19 protein-coding genes are annotated in these 20,233 nt (G+C 64.7%); 4 read left to right on the top strand and 15 right to left on the bottom strand.

What is annotated here, in order from left to right; all coding sequences use genetic code 11:
* The first annotated feature begins 46 nt into the window (after positions 1 to 46).
* Complete coding sequence (locus ACE3UG_RS03295) at positions 47 to 502, top strand: hypothetical protein (protein ID WP_374619582.1); 456 nt, start codon at positions 47 to 49, stop codon at positions 500 to 502.
* Between the two features lie 251 nt (positions 503 to 753).
* Here ACE3UG_RS03295 and ACE3UG_RS03290 read toward each other — a convergent pair whose 3' ends face one another.
* The 10 genes from ACE3UG_RS03290 to ACE3UG_RS03245 all read right to left on the bottom strand — a co-directional run bounded on the left by ACE3UG_RS03290 (position 754) and on the right by ACE3UG_RS03245 (position 12,545).
* Positions 754 to 1,290 carry an MgtC/SapB family protein gene (locus ACE3UG_RS03290; RefSeq protein WP_374619579.1) on the bottom strand — a complete coding sequence of 179 codons (537 nt, stop codon included), beginning with the start codon at positions 1,288 to 1,290 and terminating at the stop codon, positions 754 to 756.
* Between the two features lie 25 nt (positions 1,291 to 1,315).
* Positions 1,316 to 2,446 carry a DNA polymerase IV gene (gene dinB, locus ACE3UG_RS03285; RefSeq protein ID WP_374619576.1) on the bottom strand — a complete coding sequence of 377 codons (1,131 nt, stop codon included), beginning with the start codon at positions 2,444 to 2,446 and terminating at the stop codon, positions 1,316 to 1,318.
* A 71-nt stretch (positions 2,447 to 2,517) separates the two neighbouring features.
* The gene (locus ACE3UG_RS03280) at positions 2,518 to 3,207 is read right to left on the bottom strand and encodes a hypothetical protein (RefSeq protein ID WP_374619947.1); all 690 of its coding nucleotides are present in this window, start codon (positions 3,205 to 3,207) and stop codon (positions 2,518 to 2,520) included.
* A gap of 262 nt (positions 3,208 to 3,469) precedes the next feature.
* Positions 3,470 to 4,543, bottom strand: a complete 1,074-nt coding sequence (locus ACE3UG_RS03275; RefSeq protein ID WP_374619573.1) for a CaiB/BaiF CoA transferase family protein — start codon at positions 4,541 to 4,543, stop codon at positions 3,470 to 3,472.
* Positions 4,544 to 4,646: 103 nt separating this feature from the next.
* Positions 4,647 to 5,930, bottom strand: a complete 1,284-nt coding sequence (locus ACE3UG_RS03270; protein WP_374619571.1) for a CaiB/BaiF CoA transferase family protein — start codon at positions 5,928 to 5,930, stop codon at positions 4,647 to 4,649.
* 3 nt (positions 5,931 to 5,933) lie between these two features.
* Positions 5,934 to 7,961, bottom strand: a complete 2,028-nt coding sequence (locus ACE3UG_RS03265) for an aconitase family protein (RefSeq protein ID WP_374619568.1) — start codon at positions 7,959 to 7,961, stop codon at positions 5,934 to 5,936.
* Between the two features lie 128 nt (positions 7,962 to 8,089).
* The gene (locus ACE3UG_RS03260) at positions 8,090 to 9,166 is read right to left on the bottom strand and encodes an ABC transporter substrate-binding protein (RefSeq protein ID WP_374619565.1); all 1,077 of its coding nucleotides are present in this window, start codon (positions 9,164 to 9,166) and stop codon (positions 8,090 to 8,092) included.
* A 167-nt stretch (positions 9,167 to 9,333) separates the two neighbouring features.
* On the bottom strand, positions 9,334 to 10,257 hold the full coding sequence (locus ACE3UG_RS03255) for a LysR substrate-binding domain-containing protein (protein ID WP_374619562.1): 924 nt from the start codon (positions 10,255 to 10,257) through the stop codon (positions 9,334 to 9,336).
* A 195-nt stretch (positions 10,258 to 10,452) separates the two neighbouring features.
* Positions 10,453 to 10,581 (bottom strand): hypothetical protein, encoded by a 129-nt coding sequence (locus tag ACE3UG_RS03250; RefSeq protein ID WP_374619559.1) that lies wholly within the window; start codon positions 10,579 to 10,581, stop codon positions 10,453 to 10,455.
* A gap of 137 nt (positions 10,582 to 10,718) precedes the next feature.
* A complete protein-coding gene (locus tag ACE3UG_RS03245) occupies positions 10,719 to 12,545 on the bottom strand; it encodes an ABC transporter permease (protein ID WP_374619556.1) in 1,827 nt (608 codons plus the stop codon).
* A 343-nt stretch (positions 12,546 to 12,888) separates the two neighbouring features.
* On the opposite strand from ACE3UG_RS03245, the gene ACE3UG_RS03240 reads away from it, so the two are divergent.
* The 3 genes from ACE3UG_RS03240 to ACE3UG_RS03230 all read left to right on the top strand — a co-directional run bounded on the left by ACE3UG_RS03240 (position 12,889) and on the right by ACE3UG_RS03230 (position 15,403).
* Positions 12,889 to 14,052 carry an ABC transporter ATP-binding protein gene (locus tag ACE3UG_RS03240; RefSeq protein WP_374619553.1) on the top strand — a complete coding sequence of 388 codons (1,164 nt, stop codon included), beginning with the start codon at positions 12,889 to 12,891 and terminating at the stop codon, positions 14,050 to 14,052.
* Positions 14,053 to 14,123: 71 nt separating this feature from the next.
* Positions 14,124 to 14,918: a thymidylate synthase gene (locus ACE3UG_RS03235; protein ID WP_374619550.1), complete on the top strand. Its 795-nt coding sequence runs from the start codon at positions 14,124 to 14,126 to the stop codon at positions 14,916 to 14,918.
* The gene (locus ACE3UG_RS03230; protein WP_374619548.1) at positions 14,915 to 15,403 is read left to right on the top strand and encodes a dihydrofolate reductase; all 489 of its coding nucleotides are present in this window, start codon (positions 14,915 to 14,917) and stop codon (positions 15,401 to 15,403) included. Before ACE3UG_RS03235 ends, ACE3UG_RS03230 begins: the two co-directional genes overlap by 4 nt.
* Before the next feature lie 195 nt (positions 15,404 to 15,598).
* Here the strand turns inward: ACE3UG_RS03230 and ACE3UG_RS03225 are convergent, their stop codons facing one another.
* The 5 genes from ACE3UG_RS03225 to ACE3UG_RS03205 form a co-directional block, all read right to left on the bottom strand.
* Positions 15,599 to 16,312 (bottom strand): ABC transporter ATP-binding protein, encoded by a 714-nt coding sequence (locus ACE3UG_RS03225; RefSeq protein ID WP_374619545.1) that lies wholly within the window; start codon positions 16,310 to 16,312, stop codon positions 15,599 to 15,601.
* Entirely contained in the window at positions 16,309 to 17,109 is an 801-nt protein-coding gene (locus tag ACE3UG_RS03220) for an ABC transporter ATP-binding protein (RefSeq protein WP_374619542.1), read from the bottom strand. Before ACE3UG_RS03220 ends, ACE3UG_RS03225 begins: the two co-directional genes overlap by 4 nt.
* Before the next feature lie 18 nt (positions 17,110 to 17,127).
* Positions 17,128 to 18,003: a branched-chain amino acid ABC transporter permease gene (locus ACE3UG_RS03215; protein ID WP_374619539.1), complete on the bottom strand. Its 876-nt coding sequence runs from the start codon at positions 18,001 to 18,003 to the stop codon at positions 17,128 to 17,130.
* 13 nt (positions 18,004 to 18,016) lie between these two features.
* Positions 18,017 to 18,898: a branched-chain amino acid ABC transporter permease gene (locus ACE3UG_RS03210; protein ID WP_374619536.1), complete on the bottom strand. Its 882-nt coding sequence runs from the start codon at positions 18,896 to 18,898 to the stop codon at positions 18,017 to 18,019.
* Between the two features lie 130 nt (positions 18,899 to 19,028).
* Positions 19,029 to 20,180, bottom strand: a complete 1,152-nt coding sequence (locus ACE3UG_RS03205; RefSeq protein ID WP_374619533.1) for an ABC transporter substrate-binding protein — start codon at positions 20,178 to 20,180, stop codon at positions 19,029 to 19,031.
* Positions 20,181 to 20,233: the final 53 nt, after the last annotated feature.

Raw genomic sequence — 20,233 nt, 5'->3', positions numbered from 1 at the left:
ACCATAGCGAGATCGTGGACTTTATGCCATCGGCCTCGGTTACCTCATGATTCGGAAGCTTCCGATTTTGGCCCGCTCGCGCATCGTCGCGCCGGCCCTGCTCTGCGTCGCTGCCGCCCTGCTCGTCACCGGCTGCGCCACCTCGTCGAAGCCCGATGAGGTGCCCAAGACAGCGCGCGCCGGTGCGCCCGACACCGCCGCACTGCGAGCGCGCCATCTGGCTGCCGCCGACGCCGCTGCCCAGCAGTACCGCACGTGTCTTTACGGCCACGTGGCACGCTATATCAATCTCGTGCCCGATCCGGTCCGGCTGGCAAACGAAGCGGCGGCCGAATGCGCCCCGATCACCGGGCGATTCCGCCGTGAGCGACAAGCGGCCATTGTGACGTACACCTCAGCAACCGACGCCTCGCAGCAAGCCGACGCCGCCACACTCACGCTTCAAGCCGACGGCCTGCGCGTCGCGCGCGCTCGCGCCACCGAATTGCGTGCGCTGCGGTGACCGGCTCGCCCACCGCGCCTCGAACTTACGTAGTCTCACCGACGTGCTTTCCCTAATCGGGCAAGCCCCGATTGGCGAACGACCCATCGCTCGCCAAAATTCAATCGCCCTCTTACGTCCTTTTGGGGGCACTGCGACAACGTCATTTGCCCGCTTCGGCGGGCATTTTTCTTCGGTATCCGCAAGACGCTCCCAGCCGCCCAAGGGCAAGGAGGCCGCGATGTGCATTTTCTGCAGACGCTGGGTGAAGGTCACTTGCCGTCGTGCTCATGCGGCGCCTGCGCGCCCGCATCAGCCGGGGGAACCGGGGGGGCAGGGGGAGCAGGGGGAGCCGGCGGCACGTCGTGTCCCAGCCATCGGTGCGCGAGGTCTTCGATGCGTCCGCCGATCGCCAGCACGATAAGCAACAGCACCATCGCCGCCAGGGCAATGTGCCAGCGGCCCAAACCGCAAATGATGCCGATTCCCGTCGTACTCCAGAGCGCGGCCGCTGTGGTGAATCCGTGCACCGACGCGCTTTGGTTCGGCCGAATGATACAGCCCGCGCCGAGAAATCCGATGCCGGCCACGATCCCCTGCACCACCCGGCTGACCGACGAAGTGTCATAGGCCAGCGCCGACCCCGGAAACGGCACGACCGCCAGCACGAACAGCGCCGAGCCGAACGACACGATCGCCAGCGTGCGCAAACCGACCGACTTGTGATGCAGATTTCGATTGAGCCCGACGAGTCCGCCAAGCACCAGTGCCGCCGTCAGCCGCAATGTGACTTCGATGATCTCCGACATCCCTCACCTCGCTCGCCTGTGCGATCTACGCCCCTGACCCTGCATTATCGCCCGTCGCCAGCAGGGTGATGCGAGGGCTATCGCCCTCGTCGTCGAACAGCCGCAACTGACGCGCTGCCTGTGCTTCAAGCAGGCGCACGCCAACGCCCATCAGCCGTACCGGCCGCCGTTTGCGGCCCACTGCCTCTGCCAGCAACGCGCCGCACTGCGACGGATCGACACTCAGCGCCCCGGCTTCGGCAGTGGTGCGCGAAAAGTCGGCGAAGCGAATCTTGACGAAGACCTTGGCGATGGCCAGCGGCTCGTTGCGACGCGCCCGTTCGATGCGCTCGGACAATTGACGAAGCAACGGCTCGAGCGCCACCTCGCATTCGGCCAGCGTGCGCAGATCGCGCGTGTAGGTGGTCTCGACACTGATCGATTTGCGCTCTCGATCCGGGCTGACCTCGCGCGCATCGATGCCTCGGCAGCGCTCGAACAGTCGCTGACCGAACACCCCGAAACGCTCGGCGAGATCGGTCATCGAATGGCTTCGCAGATCGCCGCACGACTGCACGCCCAGCGCCCGAAGTTTCTCCGCCGTCACCTTGCCCACACCAAACAAACGCTCAACGGGAAGCGCCGCGACAAAGGCGTCGACTTCTGCCGGCCTGACAACGAACATGCCGTCGGGCTTGCGCCAGTCGCTGGCGATCTTGGCAATGAACTTGTTGGGTGCAACGCCTGCAGAAACCGTCAGTCCGACGTCGGCGGCAACCCGTGCGCGAATCTCACGCGCAATCAGCGTCGCCGATCCGCCGCAACGCTCGCTGTGCGTGACGTCGAGATATGCCTCGTCCAGCGAAAGCGGTTCGACGAGATCGGTGTAATCGCGATAGATCGCCATGATGCGCTGCGACGCCTCCTGATAGCGACGCATCGTCGGCGCAACGATGCGCAGCTCAGGGCAGAGCTTCAATGCCTGCGCCGAGGGCATGGCCGAGCGCACACCAAAGGCGCGCGCCTCGTAATTGCACGTCGCGACCACGCCCCGCTGGTCGGGCTGCCCTCCGACGGCCAACGGAATACCTCGCAACGACGGGTCATCGCGCATCTCGACGGAAGCGTAGAAACAGTCGGCGTCGCAGTGAATGATCTTGCGTGTTGAGGATGACATGGCGGGCGGCGAAAACACTGTGCAAATATACAGCATTCACGCAATCCATGTGATCCCACTGTGACACTTCGTCATCGCACCGGCAGGAACTGGAGAAACTGCGCGCCGAACAAATTCTGAACGTAGCCGATGCCTGCCCTTCGGTACTTCTCGTCGAGCATTTCTGCGAGCAGATCGAGCCGGCCGATGATCTTGCCGAACTCACGCTCGAAGCTCACGTTGCGCACGTCGGCGATTTCATTGGCCAACAGCAGCGGCCTGCCCGCGGCGTCACGACGACTCGCCAGTAGCCAGGCCGCGATTTCAACGTTGCGTGCCGCGTTGTAGATACGCTGCGCATCGAGGCCGTCGCTCAGATAAAAGACCGTTGCGCCGTCATGGGCAGCGATGATCGTGTCCGAGAGACTGAAAACGAAAGCGGCCACGCGATCGCCGGTGAACGCCGGATCGAGCGACGCGGACAGCGCCTTGACGTCGCGCAGTGCCTTCAACTCGGCCAAGCCACGTTGCCCCTCGATGGCGGCACGCAGTTGCGTCATCGCCTGCGCCTGCGTCGCGGCGCCGCTCTTGCGCCACTCGCGCGGGTTCCGCTTGTAGAGCTTGTCGGCGAGCCGATACAGGCTGTCGAGATTGGCCCGCATCGCCAGTGTCGCCATGCGATTGATGTCCGTTTGCGCGAGGTCGGCCGTCGTCATCGCGGTCGAGCGGACTTTGCCATGATCGGCGCGCGTATCCTGATACGACACGCAGCCGGTACACATCGCCGCACCGGCCACTGCACCGACGACGGCAAAGGCAACCCATCGCCCGCGCCCCTTATGGGCTATGTTTCGTTGTCGCAGCAAGGCAAGCCGTCGGATCATGGCCGTATCGTCGTCGGTGAGCAACGACTCTACGCGATCAAACGCAGGACTTCCCGTCTCTTCCCCTTGAAATATTGTGACATTCGGTAACGTGGCACTGCTTGGCGTTGTATGCGACTGAGCGCCATTTCGGGCCATTCGGCACCATGCAACCCTGGCGTCAGGGCAGCAGCGCCCCGCGCACTTGCTCGAATAGCGCGTGCGTCATCGCCTCTTCGAGCCGCAGCACCGGCGTCACGCAGCAATCGGCGTCGGCGAAACGCGACGTCCATTCGACAAGCGATGCGCTCGCAAACACCTCGGCGAGCTCGGCCTGAAGCGCGCGCGCATCGTCGCCGCCAATTGCCTGCCCCAGCGACCAGTGCCGCGTCTTCCAGTCGCTGCGCCCGAGTACCTCGCACAGGGTCTGCCAGAATTTGAGTTCGAGCGCGCCCACGGCCATGTATCGCCCATCTAGCGTGCGATAGACCTGATAGCAAGGCACGCCCCCGTTGAGCAAGTCCGCCCCCGCCCGCGACGCGTGCCCCTGCCGATGCAAGGCAACCGCCGGGACAAGATTCGAGCGGAACACCTCGTGGGTCATCGAGATATCCAGCCATCGGCCCCGGCCGGTGCGCTGAGCCGCGACCAGCGCAGCCAGCACCGCCTGCACCGCTGCCTGAGCGCCGCCGTAAAGGTCGCCGATCTGGAAGTTCGGCACGATGGGGGCATCGCCCGCGTCGCTCAGTTGATCGAGCACCCCCGCGTAGCCAATGTAATTGATGTCGTGCCCGGCCGCCTGCGCCATCGGCCCGTGCTGCCCATAGCCGGTAATCGACGCCATCACCAACGACGGCCTGAGGCGCGCCAGCGTCTCGTAATCGAAGCCGAGCCGCGCCATCACGCCCGGGCGAAACCCCTCGAGCAGGACATCCGCGCGAGCCACCCACTCGAGAAATGCCGCACGGTCGTTGTCGCTCTTGAGATCGAGCCGCTCGACCCCCTTTGCGCGATTGAGCAAGCGCCAGAACGCACTCGGTGCCGGCTCCCCCTCGTTGAGCATCATCTCGCGGGCATAATCGCCGGCGCCTTTGTCCTCGATCTTGATGACATGCGCCCCCATCTCCGCGAGACGCAGCCCCGCGAGGGGCCCCGGCAGCAAACGGGTGAGATCCAGGACGGTTACGCCGGCAAGCGGCGCTTCGGGAGATGCGGTCGATTCACGTGCGTTGGGCAAGGCGAGCGATTCGGTCATGGCGTGCGTGCGAAGCGGTGACGGTGGATGCCCACACCGTACCGCGCCACGCCGTCCGCCGGCAAGCGGACAGCACGCCTTCTTCACTCGGAAAATGCCGAATTCAGCGGGGGGCGGGGCCGTCTTCTCGCAAAACGGGACTCGTGGGTACGCCGTCACCCTGCCCATCGTCCGGGGCGCCTTCGTCTGCTGGCCCGGCCACCACCCCGTCGCTCAAAAGGCGTGCGATCTGACTGTCGAGATACCCCAGATCCCGCAAGATCTCATGCGTATGTTCGCCCGCGACGGGCAACGGCCGGCGCGCGCTCAGGCGCTGTCCTGCCATCGCGATGGGCAGCAGCGGCACCTGCGTGTGCCCGCCGTCCTCCGTCACCAGATCGCCCAAACCGCCGCTGGCACGCAAATGCGGGTCGTCGAACAGCGACTGTGGCGTCGCAATCGGCGCAAACGGCAAACCGTGACGCTCGAAAGCGCTGGCCAGATAGTGCGCGTCGAACCCCTGCATCATCTCGCGCAACAGGGGCAGCAGCCAATCGCGCGCCAGCACCCGGTCGTTGTTCGTCGCGAGCCTCGCATCACCGGCCAGATCCTGTCGCCCGAACATCTCGCAGAAAGTCCGCCACTGGGTGTCGCTCACGACCGCGAGAAAAATCTGCACGCCATCACGCGCCGTGAACACGTCGTACACGCCCCAGGCCGACATGCGCGCGGGCATCGGGTCAGGCGCCACCCCCGTCACCGCATACTGCTGCATGTGCTGTGCCGCAAGCAGCACGCAGTTCTCGAAAAGTGCGCCCTGCACTTCCTGTCCGCGCCCGGTGGTCTTGCGCTCATAGAGCGCTGCCAGTGCTGCAAGGGCGCCAAACACACCGCCCATGATGTCGTTGACCGATGTGCCCGCGCGCAGCGGCTGCCCCGGCGGTCCTGTCATATATGCGAGTCCGGCCATCATCTGCACGACTTCGTCGAGTGCCGTGCGTGCAGCGTATGGCCCCGGCAAAAAGCCCTTGAGCGAGACGTAGACGAGCGTCGGATTCAAGCGAGACAGCGTCGCGTAATCCAACCCGAACTGCCGCATGCGCCCCGGCTTGAAGTTCTCGGCCAGCACGTCCGCAGTGCTCAGCAGACGCAGGATCAACTCGCGCCCCTCGGGCCGCGTGACATCCACGGCAAGACTGCGCTTGTTGCGGTTGAACGCGCGAAAGAAGCCCGCGCCCGTGCCCAGCAGACGCCGTGTGGGGTCGCCACCGACCGGTTCGACCTTGATGACATCGGCCCCCAGATCGCCAAGCACCATGCCGCAGGTCGGACCCATGACCATGTGGGAAAACTCGACGACGCGAATGTCTTGCAGCGGCCTTGGCGTCGCACGGGACACATCCGGCATCGGCTACCCTCCCGAACCCGCTTGTGACGCTTCCCCGCACCGCCGGTCTGGCGTGCTCGCGGCCGGTGAAACAAAGCCGTCGCGTCGTAGTTGATCGAAGCCGACGACGTACCCTGCCAAGGCGCTCGCCGCTACCGTGGCCGGACTGCCCAGCCACATCTGCCCCGGTCCTGAACGCCCAGGGAAATTCCGATTCTGCGCACTGATGACCACCTCGCCGGGCACGCGCGACACGCCGGGACCGGCGTTCACGCACGCGCCGCAACCCGGTGAGAGCATCGTGACGCCCGCTGCCTCGAAGACGGCCGCGTAACCCTGAGCCTCGCACCACGCCTGCACGTCGTTGCTGCCGTACTGCAAGTAGAAGCGCACGCCGTCGGCCACCCGATGCCCTTGCGACAGCCCCCACACGAGCACGTCGTGACATGCGCGCAAGTCCTCGCGCTTGCTGCCCGTGCACGATCCGCCATAAGCGATGTCGATGCGCACCGCCGACGAAAGACTGGCGAGCGCCACACCGTTGCCCGGGTCGCCAGGGCTCGCCACCATCGGGCCGAGACGCGCGCCATCGATCTCAATCACATGGGCATACGAGGCGTGCGCATCGCTCGTCATCCACGGCGCCAGCGCAAAATCGATGCCGCGCCGTTCGCGCAGATAGGCCACCGTCTCGGCATCGGGCGCGATCAACCCCGTTAGTCCGCCGATCTCCGCCACCATGTTGGTGAGCGTCGCGCGCTCGTCGGTCGGCAGGTGCGCAATTCCTTCACCGGCGAATTCGATGATCTGCCCGATGGCGCGGCCGTCCCGGATGTACGGCAGATGCAGCAGATGCAGCGCCAGATCCTTCGCGCCGACGCCGACGGGCAAGCGCGAGGCCAGATGCACCAGGCACGTACCCGGCACCGCCAGCCGCGCGTCGCCCGTCAGCCAGGCGTTCGCCATTTCCGTCGCCCCCACCCCGAAGGCAAACGCACCGACTGCGCCGCAATGCGGCGTGTGCGAATCGGTGCCCACGACCACCTGCCCCGGCAACGCATAGCGCTCGAGCATCAGCGCATGGCAGATGCCCTCCGAGCCCCCGCCCGGCGCGCGGCCATGCAGACGCACGTCGTGCCGCACGCAGAATTCGCGCTGAACCGCGCCCAGACGCTGCGCCGCGTTCAGCAATGGCGCGGGCCGGCCGTCATCGGTGCGGACCGCATCGAGATGGGTGAGGTGATCCTCGAAGCACAACATGGAGGCCGTATCGTGCAACTCGGGGACGACATCGCCGAACGCGTGACGCAGAAAGCTCACGGCCATCGGCGTCACGTATTCATGCGAGAAGCGCCAGTCGGCAGGCACGAACACCGCGTCGCCCGCCCGCACGCGAGGCACGCCCAGCGCCTTCGCAATAATCTTCTCGCCGTAGGTCATCGGTCCCGGCGCATGGACGGGATACGGGGGTAGCACCTCCCCGGCCAACCGCCGCTGCGTATAGCCAAAGAGCCCCCCGCTGCGCACGATGTCTGCACCCAATGGATCGCAGTCTTCCAGAAACGCTTCGATCGGGACCGTCTCCCCGGCCTGCAGACGCTCCGCGATCGCTACATCGGTCGACATCAACAGCCCGAGGTTCTGACAGTTCTGCGCGTAGATGCGCTCGAAACTCTCCGCCACCACGATCCGAATGCCGGCGCACCACTCCGCGAACGGACTGGCCTCGCGCGACGACCCCTTGCCACGGCGCAGCCCGGCGACCGACAATCCAAAGCCTCCCTCCCGCACGGCCTTCGGTTTGACCGGAAAGACACCCGCCGGATCGGCCACGTCCTCGCTGCATCGCAACCCGACATAGACGTAATCGCCCAGCGTTTCGTCGAACGCCAGGCACGCCCAAGCGGGCGTCATCTCGTCGGTGGAAATCTGGTCGCGCAACGGGCCGGCTTGCGCCCGCGTAAGCGATTCGCCCGCCAATTGCCGGGTCATGACATCGGCACGCTCGCTCAACCAGAGCACACGTCCATTCAGCCGCACACTGGCCTGCATGAGATCGCTCCTCGACGGCTCCCGCATGAGTTCACGCATTCCGATCGCAAGGGCTGCGCCAACGCTGCGTGCGGTTGCGAGGAGGACTTGGCGTCATCGTGTCCAAACGTGCGTTCGTCAGAGATTCTTCAGGGATACTGCCGATTCGCCCGCACGGCGAACGCGTTGGTCCACGTATCGCCCAGCCTGATCTGCGAGGGCTTGACCTCGGGCGTGAACGACGCAAGCGCCTTCAACGCCGTGGCCGGGCCGCCGGCAGGCATCATGCCGTCGGGAGAAAACGCCTCGCGGCAGTTGGCAAAGGCTTTCAGATAGAGCGTTTTGTCGCCCAGCAGATAGGCCTCAGGCACGGTCTTGAGCAGATCGGCGGCCGACGCACGCTGGAGCCATTTGTCCGCACGCACAATGGCATTGGCCAGCGCCTGCACCGTGCGGGGATTTTTCTGAATGAAGCTCTGAGACGCGTACAGCACGGCTGCGGGCATCGGCCCGCCGAACATGGCGCGCGTGCCTGCCTGGGTGCGCGTGTCGACCAGCACCTTGACATCGCCCGACTCCTGCAACAGCGTCATCATCGGATCGACGTTGGAAACCGCGTCGATCTGTCCGCCGCGCGCGGCCGCGACCACCGTCGCGTTGCTCCCGACGCCCACGATGGACACATCGCTCGGCTTGAGTCCGGCTTTCGCGAGCGCCACGTTCACCAGCATGTGCGTGCTCGACCCCGGCGCACTCACGCCGATGCGCATGCCCTTGAGATCCTTGACCGACTTCACCTCGTCGGCTTTCGCCTTGACCACGGCCAACACCAGTTGAGGCGCCGCGCCAAGCACGACGAACGCTTGGTAGCTCAACCCCTTGGTTTGCATGAGCAACGTATGCTCAAAGGCTCCGGCCCCCACGTCGGCGCTGCCACCCACGACCGCCTGCAAGGCTTTGGAGCCGCCCGCAAAGTCCTCGATGGTGAGATCGAGCCCCTCGTCCCTGAAGTAACCGAGCTGCTCCGCGATGGTCAATGGCAGATAGTAGAGCGCCGGCTTTCCGCCCACGGCAATCGTGAGCTTCGGCTTTTCGAGCGGTTGTGCGGGCGCGGCAAACGCCCCCGCGCTCAGGCTCCATGCCACGAGCCACAGCGCCATCGACAGCAGCACGAGCATCCAGTGCCGCAAGGCATCGCGCACGCGGCGCGCTTCGGTATGTGTCATCGCGTGTCTCCTCCCGCCCTATGCGGGATACAGGCGCGCTCCGGCTCGTCGGCCGGAATCGCTATCGGCTCACAGCAGCATCCGCTGCACCCAACGCAGCGACAAGTTGTGTTTCGGCATGCCAGACATCGCCGTTCACGATGCGTGCAACGGCACCGCGCGTCGTGTCATGTGTCGCTCGCCTTCGCATCACGTGCGCAGAGATGGTCGACCAGCAAGCGTGAAGCCACCGGCAGCGCGTCGTAACGTCGAACGCACACGATCAGCCGACGCTGCGCCCAGGCGTCGGTCAGCGGCACGATGCGCAGCGCCTGCGCGTCTGTCGCCTGGGAATAGCTGCTGACGGCCTCGCGCGGCGCGACAGCCAACCCGAGATTGGCGCGCACCATGCGGCACACGGCCTCGAACGTCGAGACATGAATGCGAAACTTGACCGTCTTGCCCTGCTCGGCCGCCAGACGCCGCAGCACGGTATACATCGCGCTATCGGGATGCACGCCAACGTGATCGAAATCGAGCGTATCGACAAACGCGAGCTGCTCGCTGGCTGCCAGCGGATGATCGCGGTGCAGCACGGTCACGATCTGGTCGTAACGATAGGGAAAGACCTCGACTTCACGGGTGTCGACGGCGTCCCAGCAGATGCCGATATCCGTGGCGCCGTCCACCACGCCACGCACGACCTGCGCGCTCGTGTGGTCTTCCAGATCGACTTTCACACCGTCATGTCGACGCAGAAATGCGCCGAGTTCATCGGGCAATGTCTCGACGATCGAGGAAACGTTGGCGAAGATGCGGATGTGGCCGCGCACGCCGCTGGTGTACTCGGACAGATCGCCCTGCATCTTCTCGAGGCTGCGCAGCACGTTGCGTGCGTGGTGCAGTAGCGCTTCGCCTGCCGGGGTGGTCCGCACGCCCCACTTGTGACGCTGGAGAAGCGCCGAACCGACCAATGACTCCAGATCGTTGATACGCTTGCTGACGGCCGAGGGCGCAATGAACTCGCGCTCCGCCGCGCGCGCAATGCTGCTTTCTTCGCAAACGGCGACGAACAGTCGCAACGAGACAAGATCGATCCGCCATAGCGCCATGCCTGTCTCCCGAAGGCACTGCATTGATAGCGATGTTGCGGCGCGTGTGGCAAAAACGCCACGGTCCGCCGCCTCTGACGACACAGGAATCCGACATCGAACCGCCCACACATGCGCTCGCGAGTTACAAGCCGCCACCGGACGTCTTGCATCCGTCTCGAAGTGCCTGTGCCGGCCCCGCGCCCAACACACCCGCTAGCGCATCGCTCCCGTCAGCAGAACGGCGCTCCAGCCGCCGTCTGCCGTGTTGAGCGGTGCCTCGGGCGGCGGTGCCGACGCCAAGGCCATGAACAGCCAACATTTGCAAATGACGATCGCAATCATTTTGTTGACGCTCGATCATCCCGGTGTGGTTGCCGGGTCTGCTTTGACTATAGTGCGGCACTATCGGAGGGGCAACCACCAATCACTTCAAGCGATCGCAAAAAAGCCGTCGGTGCCGACGCCCGCAGGCGGCGTGCTCAGGGGCGGCGCGCGATGGCGCGGGCCAGCACCAGCACCGGCAGCAAGCCCACGAGCACGAGCGTCAACGCGGGAACCGCCGCCTCGGCAAGTCGTTCGTCCGCGGCCAGATGGCTGGTGACGACCGCGAGCGTGTCCATGTTGAATGGCCGCAGCGCGAGCGTGGCAGGGAGTTCCTTCATGACATCGACGAACACCAACAGGGCGGCCGTGAGCACACTGCCGCGCAGCAGCGGCAGATGCACCCGGCGCAGCATCGCCCAGCCGCCTACGCCAAGGCTGCGGGCACTGGCGTCGAGATTTGGTGGGATACGGGCGAAGCCGGCATCCACGCTTTGGAGCGCCGCTGGCAGGAATCGCACGAGATACGCGTAGATCAGCACGCCGCCGGTGCCGGCGAGCACCAGACCGTCGGCCCCGAAGACGTTGCCCAGCGCCGTGTCGAGATTGAGCACCGGCGTGAGAATGCCCAAGGCGATGACCGCGCCGGGGATCGCGTAGCCCACGCCCACAAGCCGTATGGCGAGGCGCGTGACGCGACCCGGCGCCAGCCGCTGCGCGTAACCGAGTACGACGGCAACGACGCTCGCGACCAGGGCCGCCACCGCAGCAAGGCGCACCGTGTTGTAGACCCACCCGCCATAGCGATGCCAGGGCACCTGATCCAGTTCCGAGACCGCCAGCCGCAGCATGATGAGTGCGGGCAGCACAAAGCCGACGATGAGCGGCATCGCACACCCGAGCATCGCCAGGGCGGCAGCGCCCCCGTGAAGACGGGTTCGCCGCAACGTCGCGGGCGCTCGCCCCGGGGCGTAGTAACGCAGCCGCGCCCGGCTGCGCGCTTCCGCGATCAGCAAGACGAGTACGGCCAACAACAGGCACGCCGAGAGCTGTGCCGCCGCCACCCGATCGCCCATCGACAGCCACGCACGGTAAATGCCGGTCGTGAACGTCGGCACCCCGAAGTACGCCACCGCACCGTAGTCGGCGAGCGTCTCCATGAGCACGAGCGCCAGGCCCGCGATCAATGCGGGTCTCGCCAGCGGCAACGCCACGCGCACGAACGCCTGCGTGGGCGTGCAGCCCAGCGTGCGCGCCGCTTCGAGGCACCGCGGGCTATGTTCCAGGAATGCCGTACGCGCCAAGAGATAGACGTAGGGATAAAACGCCCCGGCAAAGACCCACGCCGCGCCATACCATGAGCGAATTTCAGGAAACCAGGCGAGACGATCGAGCGCGAGCAGCGAGCGCAACGCGCTCTGCACCGGCCCCGCGAACTGCAGGAAATCGGTGTACGCGTAAGCGGTGACGTATGCCGGCATCGCAAGCGGCAAAATCAGCGCCCATTCGAGCACGCGGCGTCCGGGAAAAGCATAGTGCACGACAAGCCACGCACTCGCCACGCCCATCGCCAGCACCCCGGCGCTCACGGCGATCGAGATACGCAGTGAATTGAGCGCGTACTCGGGCAGCACCGTCTCGAGCATATGGGTGAGGACGGCACGCGTGCCCGCGTCGCCCGCGCCGAGCGCCGCCAGAATGCCGAACATCGGCACGAGCACGATCAGCGCGGGAATCCACGCCGCCAGCCGCCACGCCCATGTGCCGCACAGACGCGGGGCGCGCCCACGCCGCGCCCCGCCAGGCGCACGACCGAACGAGGGGGACGGTGGGGACGGTGGGGACGATAGGGACAAAGGGGCACCCGCCGACATCGCGGACAACGTCGAACAGGGGGGCAGCGCCTCAGCCGGATCCGCAGAACTGGGCGGCAAATCGGTGGAAACGGGATCGGCGGCGGCGCGCGACGGAGGCGTCGATGACATCGGCAAATCGTGACAGGTCGGGAGCGTGGGTTGGACGAGCGAGCCAGCGACAGGAAGACACGCTGGCGACGCCCGAGCGCCGTAGCGCTGTGGTGCCGTCATGCCGTCATGCCGTCATGCTGTCGTGTGTCGGGCGTCGCCTTTGGGAACCGGCGGCGGGTTGCCGGTCTAAAGTGTTGTAAATTATACGCATTCTTATACGCATTCTCGATTGCGACTCTGACCCGACCGAACACGATAAGTGCCCGGCTCACGCGCAAAGCCTCCGGCTCGATCGCGTTGACCCACCTGCGCTGACCCTGTCGACGTCGGCAGACTTGCGTCGGCAACCGCCTCTACACCGATGCCACTGCCCCCTACACCCGCGACACCCCCTACGCCCCCTGCGCCCCCTGCGCCGCCTGAACCTTATCTGCTGCTCGATCACATTCGCGTGAATTACGAGGCCGCCGGCCACGTCCACACGGCAGTACGCGACCTGTCGCTCTCGCTCGCGCGCGGCGAGATCGGCTGTCTGCTCGGCCCGTCCGGCTGCGGCAAGACAACGGTGCTGCGCGCCGTGTGCGGGTTCGAACCGTTGGCTGGCGGGCGCATCGTGCTTGACGGTCGCGAAGTCGCCAACGCGCAGTCGAGCGAGCCGCCCGAGCGTCGTCACGTCGGCGTGGTGTTTCAGGATTACGCGCTGTTCCCGCATCTGAACGTCGCCGAGAACATCGGCTTCGGTCTCGGGCGCATGGCGCGCGGCGAACGTCAGGCCCGGGTGGACAGGCTCGCCGAACGCGTCGGTCTCGCCGCAGTGTTACGGAAGTACCCGCACGAACTCTCGGGCGGTCAGCAACAGCGCGTGGCGCTTGCGCGGGCCTTGGCCCCCGCCCCCGCCCTGCTGCTGCTCGACGAACCGTTCTCGAACCTCGATCTCGATCTGCGCGAACGTCTGGCCGTGGAAGTGCGCGAGATCATCCGTGCGAGCGGTGCGACGGCGATGCTCGTCACCCACGATCAACACGAAGCCTTTGCGATGGCCGACCGTATCGGTGTGATGCACGCGGGCGCGATCGCCCAATGGTCGCCCGCGCGCGAGTTGTGGCGCACGCCCGCCAATCGTGTGGTCGCAGATTTCATCGGACGCGGCGCATTGATTCCGGGCGTCTTCCGGGGCAATTCGGGCGGTGGCGGCATCTCGCTCGAACTCGGCGAAATCGCCGTCGCACCGGTGCTGGCCGACACGCTGTTGCGCAGCGCTGTCGACGACGCGCATCCGGTGAGCGTCGACGTGCTGCTGCGCGCGGACGACATTGCGCACGACCCGGCCAGTCCGTTCGAAGGCACGCTCGTGAGGCGCGCCTTCCGCGGCGCCGATCAGCTCTATACGCTGCGTCTGGCGTCGGGTCGCGAGGTGATCGCCCGCGTGGACGGCGATCTTTCTCACGAGACCGGCGAGCCCGTGGGTCTGCGTCTGACGGTCCGGCATCCGGTGGCTTTCCCGGCGAGTGTCGCTGCCGTCTGACGCGCCGTCCGACGCGCTGGCAGCACGCCGTCACCCGGAGACTGGTAAAATCCGGCAAAACGGATGGGCCTATGAAACAGTACCTCGACTTCATGCGCCATGTACTCGAACATGGCACAGACAAGACCGATCGCACGGGCACGGGCACACGCTCGGTGTTCGGCTACCAGATGCGCTTCGACCTGCAGGAAGGATTCCCGCTCGTCACGACCAAGAAAGTGCACATCAAGTCCATCGTGCACGAACTGCTCTGGTTCTTGCAGGGCAGCACGAACGTGCGATACCTGCAGGAAAACGGCGTGTCCATCTGGAACGAATGGGCCGACGCGGAGGGTGAGCTCGGCCCGGTCTACGGGGCGCAATGGCGCTCGTGGCCGACGCCCGACGGCGGACATATCGACCAGATCACGCAGATCGTCGACCAGATCCGCACGACGCCCGACTCGCGCCGCCTGATCGTCTCCGCCTGGAACGTCGGCGAGATTCCGCGCATGGCGCTGCCGCCGTGTCACGCGTTCTTCCAGTTCTACGTCGCCGACGGCAAGTTGTCGTGTCAGCTCTATCAGCGCAGCGCGGACATCTTCCTCGGCGTGCCGTTCAACATCGCGAGCTACGCACTGCTCACGCATATGGTGGCGCAGCAGACCGGCCTCGAGGCGGGCGACTTTATCTGGACCGGGGGCGACTGCCACTTGTACAACAACCACCTCGATCAGGTGCGCACGCAGCTTGCGCGCGAGCCGTTCCCGCTACCGAGGCTTGAAATCGCGCGCAAGCCCGATTCGATCTTCGATTACCGTTTCGAGGACTTCCACATCGTCGGGTACGAAGCCCATCCGCATATCAAGGCGCCGGTGGCCGTATGACGATACTCACGCTGGTGGTCGCCCGCGCCGCGAACGGCGTGATCGGGCGCGACAATCAATTGCCGTGGCGTCTGCCGGAAGATCTCGCCCACTTCAAGCGAACCACGCTTGGCAAACCGGTCGTGATGGGACGCAAGACCTACGACTCGATCGGGCGGCCGCTGCCGGGCCGCCGCAATATCGTGGTGTCCCGCAATCCGGATCTCACCCTCGAGGGCTGCGACGTGGCCGGCTCGCTCGTCGACGCCATGCGGTTGTGCACGGGTGTCGACGAGATCTGTCTGATCGGAGGCGCGCAGTTGTATGCCGAAGCGCTGGCGAGCGCCGACAAGGTGATCGTCACGGAAATTGCCAAGGCGTTCGAAGGCGACGCGCATTTCCCGGATCTCCCCTCGGCCCAATGGCGAGAGACGGCCCGCGAGACACATCACTCACCGGCGCCGAACGACTTCGACTATGCGTTCGTGACCTACGAGCGGATTTGACACCGCGACGCGGACTCGCGCGCGGCTCGCCTCGCATGATGCCGGTCGTGCGCAAGGCGCACCTTGGGAATGCCTCGCAAAAACGCGCGAAGTATCTTCTCCGGATTCCAGATTGCAGATGTCGCCGCACGTGAAGGCGAAGGCATCGAAAAATGCCCGCCCTTCCATGGGCAGGCATCCTTCGGTGCAACGACTTCAACCGCCCAGATAGGCCTCCAGCACGCGGGGATTGCCCAGCAGATTGCGCCCCGTATCTTCGAGCACCACCTTGCCGGTCTCCAGTACGTAGCCGTGTTGAGCGATCTTGAGCGCCTGACGCACGTTCTGCTCCACCAGGAAAATGGTCAGGCCGTCGGCGTTGATCTCCTTGAGGGTATTGAAAATGCCCTGCACGATGATCGGCGCGAGTCCCATCGACGGTTCGTCGAGCAGCAGCAGACGCGGACGTGCCATCAGGGCACGGCCAATCGCCAACATCTGCTGTTCGCCGCCCGACAGGTTCCCCGCCATCTGGTCAAGACGCTCGGCCAGACGCGGGAATCGCTCCAGCACCTTGTTCATATCCGGCTTCACATTCTGCTTGTCGCGACGTGTATAAGCGCCGAGTTCCAGGTTCTCGCGCACGGACATCGTCGTGAGCGTGGCGCGCCCTTCGGCCACCTGCACCAGCCCGCGCTGCACGATCTTGTTCGGCGCCAGCGCGCCGATCTCCTCCCCTTCGAAGAGAATCGTGCCGCCTTGCTTCTTGATGAGACCGGACAGGGCGAGCAGCGTCGTCGACTTGCCCGCGCCGTTGGCCCCCACGAGCGAGGTGATCTCGTGCTCGCGCAACGAGAAATCGACACCCTTCACGGCTTCGATATGTCCGTAGGCCACCTTCAGGCCCTTCACTTCGAGCAGCACGCTCATGCCTTGTCCTCCGCACGCGCCGCCAGCGCATCCATGTCATCGTCGTCATCGCGTCCGAGATAGGCCTCGATGACCTGCGGGTTGTGCTTGATCTCTTCGGGGTTGCCTTCGGCAATGATGCGGCCGAAGTTCAGCACGGCAATGCGTTCGCACAGGCCCATCACGAAGCGCATGTCGTGCTCGATCATGAAGATCGTGTAACCGCGCGCCTTGATATTCTCGATCTCGCCCATGAGATCGACCTTCTCGCCCGTGTTCATGCCGGCAACCGGCTCGTCGAGCAGCAACACCTTGGGCTCGGTCGCGAGCGCGCGAGCCAGTTCGAGCTTGCGCTGATCGCCGTACGAAAGGTTATCGGCAATGTCGTATGCCTTGTGATCGAGCTTCACCCACGAGAGCAGTTCATGGGCACGCTCGCGCGAGCGCTTCTCCATCTCGCGAAAACCCGGCAGCGACAGCAGCAGGCCCGCCGGGCCATATGAGAGATGGCGGTGCATGCCGACCACCACGTTCTCGATCAACGTCATCTCCTTGAAGATGCGGATGTTCTGGAACGTGCGGGCAATGCCACGCTGTGTGATCTTGTGCGGCTTTTGCCCCACCAGACTTTCACCACCGAACGTGATGCTGCCGCCAGTCGGCTGCAGCAGTCCGGTGATCAGGTTGAAGACGGTCGTCTTACCCGCCCCATTCGGGCCGATCAGGCCGAAAATCGTGCCTTGCGGCACCTCGATGTTCACGTCCTGCAGAACATGAAGGCCACCGAATCGCTTGGAAATATTGGAAAGCTTGAGCATGTCGTATTCCTCGTCCGCTTACGTGGATGAGGCCGAACGCGTCTTGCCGGCACGGAACCAACGGCGAAAACGCACCGGATCCCAAATGCCCTTCGGCAGGAACAGCACGATCAGCACCAGGATCAGGCCGTTCACCACAAGACGGAAGTCGTTGAACGCGCGCAGCATCTCAGGCAACAGCGTGAGAATCGTGCTGCCGAGCACCGGGCCCACCAGACCGTTGATGCCGCCGAGAATCGCCATCGTCAGGATCTCGACACCACGGTCGAAGCCGAATTCGTTCGGCCCGATGAAGAACGTCAGATGCGCATTGAGCGCCCCAGCCAGTCCGGCCAGCACCGCGCCCAGCACGAACGCCAGCATCTTGTAGCCCGTGACATTGATGCCCATGAGGCCCGCAGCCGTCTCGTCTTCCTTGATGGCTTCGAACGCGCGGCCCACCTTGGAGCGGCGCAGACGCCACAGCACGGCGAGCGCGATGACGACGGCGCACGCGACATGCCACCACTGCGTGAGCTGCGGAATGCCGTTCAAACCGAGCGCGCCGCCGGTCAGATCTTCCGTGTTGAGAATCAGCACTCGCACGACCTCGCCGAAGCCAAGCGTGGCCATCGCCAGATACACCCCCGACAGACGCAGCGTGGGCTTGCCGATGATGAACGCGATGAGTGCCGGTGCCGCCATACCGCCCGCCAGCGACACCGCAAACGGTGTGCCGTAGTTCATGGTGAGCAATGCGGCGGTGTACGCGCCAATGCCCATGAACGCCGCGTTGGCCATGGCCAGCATGCCGCACGAGAGCGTCAGGTAAATCGACAGGGCCAGCAGCGCGTTGGTGCCGAGAGTCAGCACCAGATTGCTGTATACCGCCCAGAAATTATTGAACCAGTCCATTGTGCCCCCGTGATTATGCTTTGCGTTCGAGCACTTTGCCGAACAACCCCTGCGGACGCACCAGCAGGATCAGGAACAACAGGCCGAATGCCACGGCGTCGCGCATGTTCGAGCCGATGTAGGCGACCGAGAGCACTTCCGCAAAACCAAGGAACAGGCCACCGATCATCGCGCCACGAATGTCGCCCATGCCGCCCAGAATGATGACCGCGATCCCCTTGTGCAGCATCGGTTGGCCCATCAATGGGAACACCGCGTTGGAGTACAGCCCGATCAACACACCGGCCATGCCGCCCAGTCCGGCGGCAGCGAACGACGTCGCCAGGAAGAGACCCTCGACGTTGATGCCGAGCAGGTAGGCCGCCTTCGGCGACTCGGCGATGGCGCGCAGCGCGCGGCCGAGTTGCGTCTTCTTGATGGTGGCGATGAGCACCGCCATGAGCGCAAACGAGATGAAGATGATCGCGAGTTCGAGCACCGTCATGTGCACGCCGGCCACCGTAAGGGTGTCCTGCGGTATGAGGTCGTAGGGAAAACGCAGATTTTCAGCGCCGAAGATGCCCTGCACACCGTTGTTGAGCAAGATGCCCACGCCAATGGTGGCGATCATCGGAATCAGGTGAGGTGCGCCGCGATTGCGCAGCGGCTTGAGCACCAGCACGTCGATGAGCACGCCGAGCAGGCCGGCAACGACAAACGCCGTGACGATGGCTGCCCACAGCGGCAGATGAAGGCGCACAACGGCTTGCAGCGCTGCATAGGCACCGATCATGAAGACCGCGCCGTGCGAAAGATTGATGACGCCGAGGATGCCGAACACGAGTGTGAACCCGAGCGCGAACAAGGCGTACACGCACCCGAGGGAGAGCGCGTTGACGAGTTGCTGTTCCAGCATGGTGTGTATTCCAGCCTGAGGGACGGTGACGCGCGCCGCAAGGGGGCACGGCGTGCGCCAGAAACGCCGATGGGCGTAGCGCCTTTCAGCCCTACGCCCATGCGGACTTCTTCAAGTACTGCCGGGCTGCTTACTTCTCGATGACGTACTTCGTGCCCTTCGTCACGCTGACGATAGGCGCCTGCTGTGCATCGTAGCCTGCCGGCTTGCCGTTCCTGCCCATGGCCTGACGGAACGCGAACTTGCCCGTGGCGCCGTCGTACGTGACCTTCGGCAACGCATCGCGCAGTGCCTTGCGATCGGCTTCCAGGTTACCCCAGAGCTTCACGTTCTTGATCGCACTGGCGGCAATGTACATTGCGTCATACGCCTGTGCCGCGAACTGGTCCGGGGCCACGTTGTACTTCGCCTTGTAGGCGCTGATGAACTTCGTGTTGGCCGGCGTGTTGTTCTCGATCGACCACGGGCTGCCCACCCACAGGCCGTCCGAGCTGCCCTTGGCCAGATCGAAGACCTTGACCGAGTTCATGCCGTTGCCACCGATGAACGGCACGTTGATACCCAACTGACGGGCTTGCACCATGATCGGCGCGCCTTCGGCAATCAGTGCCGACAGCACGATGGCGTCCGGGTTGCTCGCCTTGATCTTCGTGAGCTGCGCCTTGAAGTCGACGTCGCCCTTGGCGAACGTCTCGGTCGTCATGACCGGGATCTTCAGATCGGCGAGCGCTTTCTTGAAGTTGTCATACCCGCTCTTGGTGAACACGTCGTCGTTGCCGTACAGCACCGCGACCTTCTTGATGCCGGTGTGCTTGGTCGCGACCTTGATGGTCTCGGGCAGCACGTCGGCTTCGGTCACCGAGTTGCGGAAGATGAAGTCGCCGATGGACGTGATGCCGTCAGCCGTGTTCGAGGTACCGAACGCCACCGTCTTGCCGGCTTGTGCGATCGGATCGGCCGCCTGTGCCGAGTTCGACAGCGTCGGGCCGAACACCATGAGCACCTTGTCCTGGAAAATCAACTTCTTGAAGACGTTGATCGCCTCTTCCTTCTTGCCCTGCTCGTCTTCGACCTGGAGCACAAGCTTGTTGCCATTGACGCCGCCGGCGGCGTTGATTTCGTCAGCCGCGAGCTGGAAACCGTTCTTGATGGCTGCGCCGTATTGGGCAGCGCCGCCCGACAGTGCCTCGGCCACGCCGATCTTCAGATCGGCTGCGTGGGCCGCAGCCACCATCCCCGTGGCGACAATTGCGCTCAGCAACTTGGTCATGGTGCTTTTCATGAGTCCTCTTCCTCCAATTCCTAGTCTCTAGTTATGAGAAAGCGCGCCTTATG

This window comes from Pandoraea sp. (genome assembly GCF_041919235.1).
Taxonomy (GTDB): Bacteria; Pseudomonadota; Gammaproteobacteria; order Burkholderiales; family Burkholderiaceae; genus Pandoraea.
The sequence above is the reverse complement of the archived record's forward strand: the minus strand, read 5'-3'. Positions and strand labels throughout refer to the sequence as shown.